At 44.9% G+C, this 4,041-nt stretch carries 4 protein-coding genes and 4 tRNA genes; 1 reads left to right on the top strand and 7 read right to left on the bottom strand.

What is annotated here, in order from left to right; genetic code table 11:
- From HG547_RS20510 to HG547_RS20490, 5 genes are all read right to left on the bottom strand, one after another.
- Window positions 1–138, bottom strand: a 138-nt coding sequence (locus HG547_RS20510; RefSeq protein WP_248278779.1) for a GTP-binding protein, incomplete at its 3' end; no start/stop codon positions are given.
- A gap of 116 nt (window positions 139–254) precedes the next feature.
- Window positions 255–330, bottom strand: a tRNA-Thr gene (locus tag HG547_RS20505).
- Between the two features lie 9 nt (window positions 331–339).
- Window positions 340–413 (bottom strand) — tRNA-Gly (locus HG547_RS20500).
- Window positions 414–448: 35 nt separating this feature from the next.
- Window positions 449–533, bottom strand: a tRNA-Tyr gene (locus HG547_RS20495).
- A 7-nt stretch (window positions 534–540) separates the two neighbouring features.
- Window positions 541–616 (bottom strand) — tRNA-Thr (locus tag HG547_RS20490).
- 234 nt (window positions 617–850) lie between these two features.
- On the opposite strand from HG547_RS20490, the gene coaA reads away from it, so the two are divergent.
- A complete protein-coding gene (coaA, locus tag HG547_RS20485) occupies window positions 851–1,801 on the top strand; it encodes a type I pantothenate kinase (protein WP_037417855.1) in 951 nt (316 codons plus the stop codon).
- Between the two features lie 2 nt (window positions 1,802–1,803).
- Here coaA and birA read toward each other — a convergent pair whose 3' ends face one another.
- Both birA and murB read right to left on the bottom strand, forming a co-directional pair.
- Complete coding sequence (gene birA, locus HG547_RS20480) at window positions 1,804–2,763, bottom strand: bifunctional biotin--[acetyl-CoA-carboxylase] ligase/biotin operon repressor BirA (RefSeq protein ID WP_169548852.1); 960 nt, start codon at window positions 2,761–2,763, stop codon at window positions 1,804–1,806.
- Entirely contained in the window at window positions 2,756–3,781 is a 1,026-nt protein-coding gene (murB, locus tag HG547_RS20475; protein ID WP_169548851.1) for a UDP-N-acetylmuramate dehydrogenase, read from the bottom strand. Before murB ends, birA begins: the two co-directional genes overlap by 8 nt.
- Between the last annotated feature and the right edge of the window lie 260 nt (window positions 3,782–4,041).

The following is a 4,041-nucleotide window of genomic DNA, read 5'->3' as shown; positions in this document are numbered from 1 at the left end:
GTCTTTAGCTTCACCACCGTAGGTCTTAGCCAGTACGTGAGAGATAGCTGCAGTCAGAGTGGTTTTACCATGGTCAACGTGACCGATGGTGCCCACGTTAACATGGGGCTTAGAACGTTCAAATTTAGCTTTAGCCATGGTATTGCCTCAATCCAAGAGTCTTGGTGATGAAAACATACATATAGAAAAAATCCGATGCATATAAATGACATCGAACCGATTAATTTAGGTATAGGAGCTTAATTCAGAAAGGCTGGTGCTGATAGGCAGATTCGAACTGCCGACCTCACCCTTACCAAGGGTGTGCTCTACCAACTGAGCCATATCAGCAACTAAATTTGGAGCGGGCAGCGGGAATCGAACCCGCGTTATCAGCTTGGAAGGCTGGAGTAATACCATTATACGATGCCCGCGCAACCTAACTAAGGCTACCTAACTACCTAGAAAATGGTGGAGGGAGAAGGATTCGAACCTTCGAAGGCGGAGCCGTCAGATTTACAGTCTGATCCCTTTGGCCACTCGGGAACCCCTCCAGTAAAATGGTGCCGGCACCAAGAGTCGAACTCGGGACCTACTGATTACAAGTCAGTTGCTCTACCAACTGAGCTATGCCGGCAAATCATTTCGGAACGGGATATTAGGTAAATGTGTGCCCAAGTGCAAGCAAAAATCGACGATTTGTTTAAAAAAAGCAATCAAATGATGCTTTTTTACCCTCAAACTGATGTTGGCAAGCATTTATTCAGTAAATAAGGCTAGAAGAGCTAGAAACCGAGCTTCATGAATTGATTTTATATTGTCGATACTTAAGTCATGGTGTACTGTGCGATTCCTAAGCCGAGGAAAGCCAATGACGTCAAAAAATCCAATTCAAAAAGCACTCTATCTTGCCTTTGAGCGCGCACAATGGTCTGTTTTGAGGGACGCAGTGCCAATGACGCTGAGTGAACAAGACTTGGAGAATCTTCGGGGTATCAATGAGAAGGTTTCGCTCTCCGAAGTCACTGATATTTATTTGCCTCTGAGCAGGTTGCTTAACTTAATTGTAAAAGCCAAACAACAACGTGGTTTAGTCCTTGATGAGTTTCTCGGGCAAAAGCCCTCAAGTAGTCCTTATATCATCAGCATTGCCGGTAGTGTTGCCGTGGGTAAAAGTACCACTGCGCGTATTTTACAGGCGTTACTAAGCCAGTGGCCCGAGCATCCTAAAGTCGATTTAGTTACGACCGATGGTTTTCTATATCCTCTGGCAGATTTGAAGCGTAAAGGGCTATTGCAACGCAAAGGCTTTCCTGAAAGTTACGATATGAAGATGTTGGTCGAATTTATTTCGGCGGTAAAATCCGGGCAAGCCCATGTAAATGCGCCTATCTATTCCCACGTGACTTACGATCGTATTCGCGGCCAGCATCAAACCGTTTCGCAGCCCGATATTTTGATCCTCGAAGGACTGAATGTTTTACAAACTGGTTTAGATTCGCCAGTCGATATACGTAGGCCCTTTGTCTCCGACTTTGTCGATTTTTCGATTTATGTCGATGCCGAAGAGCATTTATTGAAGCAATGGTATCAAGAGCGCTTTTTGCAATTTCGCAAAGGGGCATTTAGTGATGAAAAGTCCTATTTCCATCACTATGCTAGCCTAACGGATGATGAAGCCTATACTATAGCGGCGAAAATATGGGACACAATCAACGGTCCCAATTTGCAGCTCAATATTCAGCCCACAAGGGAACGAGCGCATCTGATCCTACAAAAAGGACAGGATCATTTGATGTCACACGTTTTACTGCGTAAATAATCTTATCTTGCTCTTAAACTGATTTCTCCGCCGATATAGGCTTGTATGCCATCGGCGGTTTCTAACAATACTGCACCTTGCTCATCGAGCCCTCGACAGATACCGTCAACGTGATTCTCGCCCATCAGTAAACGAATTTCTTTACCATGGAATAGATCCGCCTGTTGCCAGCGCGTTTTAAAGGCTGCCAGCCCTTCACGCTCAAACAACTGTATGTCTCTCTTCAACTGTTTGTGTAGTGCAATCACGAGATCCGTTTTATTTGGCATATCCGTCAAGCTAGACAAGTCGCTCCAAGGCTGGTCAATTCCCTTACCTTGGTCTTCCGACATAGCCATGTTAACACCAATACCAATGATTAATTGGCACTCGCTATCCGCCTGCCCTGACATTTCAATTAAAATCCCAGCAAGCTTTTTATAATTAAGGTAAATATCGTTTGGCCATTTCACGTCGATATTATCAACACCAAAGGATTTCAGTACCTCAACTAAACTACAAGCCACCACTAGGCTTAAGCCCATGGCCTGTGCCATCCCTTGGGGGAATGACCAAAACTGCGAGAAATATAAATGATGCCCATAGGGAGAAACCCAAGTGCGACCACGGCGACCTCGCCCTGCCGACTGGTATTCAGCTACACACAGGTCGCCACTCTTAAGCTCACCAATGTGACTTAACATAAAGCCGTTAGTACTTGAGATCTCATCAAAATAAAAGCAGCGATTATCAATCGACTGAATTAACCGAACCGAGTCGATAAGGGAGATAGGATTCGCTAACTTGTAACCGCGGCCTTTGACACTGTAGATCGCCACGCCATAGTCTTCCAAAGCATCGACATGCTTGCTCACCGCCGCACGAGAAATGCCAAGTTGTGTCGCCAACTCTTCACCCGAGACAAAATGTTCGCTCGACAGTAATCCCAGTATTTCGCGTTTTCTCAACCAGTTATCAGACATCGAGACTCGTCTCCCCTGTTAATCCCATAATTCTTGGCTCGGCTTCTAGCTTAACGCCAAAAACCTCATTCACTCGCGCAATCACATGTAATGCTAATCGACAAATATCTTGGCCAGTTGCATGGCCTAAATTGACTAATACTAAGGCTTGCTTCGCATGCACTCCCGCGTTTCCTAGGGCAAAGCCCTTAAGACCCGCATGCTCAATCAGCCAACCAGCAGCAAGTTTGACCTCACCATTGGGTTGAGCATAACCAACAATGCTTGGAAAGCGTTGAGCTAGTTCAATATAAACTGATGTGCTAACGATTGGATTCTTAAAAAAACTCCCAGCATTACCTAGCACCTCAGGATTCGGCAGCTTCTCACTCCTCACCTCACAGACACGGTCAAAAATCTCCCTTGGGGTCACCGTCTCGGCGTTAAATGATTGCAACGGGCCATAGCCCAATTTTGGTTGCCAAGCTTTAGGGAGGCGCAAACCAACAGCGGTAATCACAGCTTTGTCGCGTAAGCTGCCTTTAAATATCGACTCGCGATATGAAAACTCACATTCATCGACCGTAAGCCTTAGTAAGTCGCCAGACTCAACATCAAGATATTCAACCCAATAACAAACATCACAAAACTCAACACCATAAGCACCGATATTTTGAATCGGAGCTGCGCCAACTGTGCCCGGGATCAGGGCTAAATTCTCAAGTCCAGGCATGTTCTGATCTAAGCTAAATAGGACCAATTCATGCCAGTTTTCACCCGCCTCAACATCAAGATAAAAGTGAGTGTCATCTTCGGAGCAGGAAATGCCTTTAGACAATACTCGCACTACAGTGCCATTAAAATCATCGGTAAATACGATATTGCTGCCACCACCAAGTACAAGCATTGGTCGCTTTGATTGATATAAAGATAAGCAAGTCGTTTGCAATTCCATCTTGGAATGGACTTCAATCAATGATGAACAGGATTGCTCCACGCCAAAAGTATTAAATGGTTTTAGCGAGTATGGAAAAGACATGATGATGTTCTGCCGCGATAAAAGCGACATTGTAAACGCTTCACCCTAGAATTGCAGCAAACTGAGATTGATCGGTAAAACAGATACGTCATGACTCAAGCTTTTGAGCTTTTGAGCAAGAGTTAAAGATGAGCACAAACAAGTTGATGAAGCTGTGAGAAAAACATCAAAAACAAAAAAGCCAGCTATTCAGCTGGCTTCATTGTTTAATTAGGCGCTTGGCGATGACCTACTCTCACATGGGGAGACCCCACACTACC

Source organism: Shewanella sp. DNRA4, from assembly GCF_012843185.1.
In the GTDB taxonomy this organism is placed as follows: Bacteria; Pseudomonadota; Gammaproteobacteria; order Enterobacterales; family Shewanellaceae; genus Shewanella; species Shewanella xiamenensis.
Note: the sequence above shows the minus strand (reverse complement) of the source record. Positions and strands in the feature narration are given on the sequence as shown.

Coding starts and splice junctions, on each gene's coding strand:
- coaA (WP_037417855.1), top strand. CDS start 851: ATGACGTCAAAAAATCCAATTCAAAAAGCACTCTATCTTGCCTTTGAG.
- birA (WP_169548852.1), bottom strand. CDS start 2,763: ATGTCTGATAACTGGTTGAGAAAACGCGAAATACTGGGATTACTGTCG.
- murB (WP_169548851.1), bottom strand. CDS start 3,781: ATGTCTTTTCCATACTCGCTAAAACCATTTAATACTTTTGGCGTGGAG.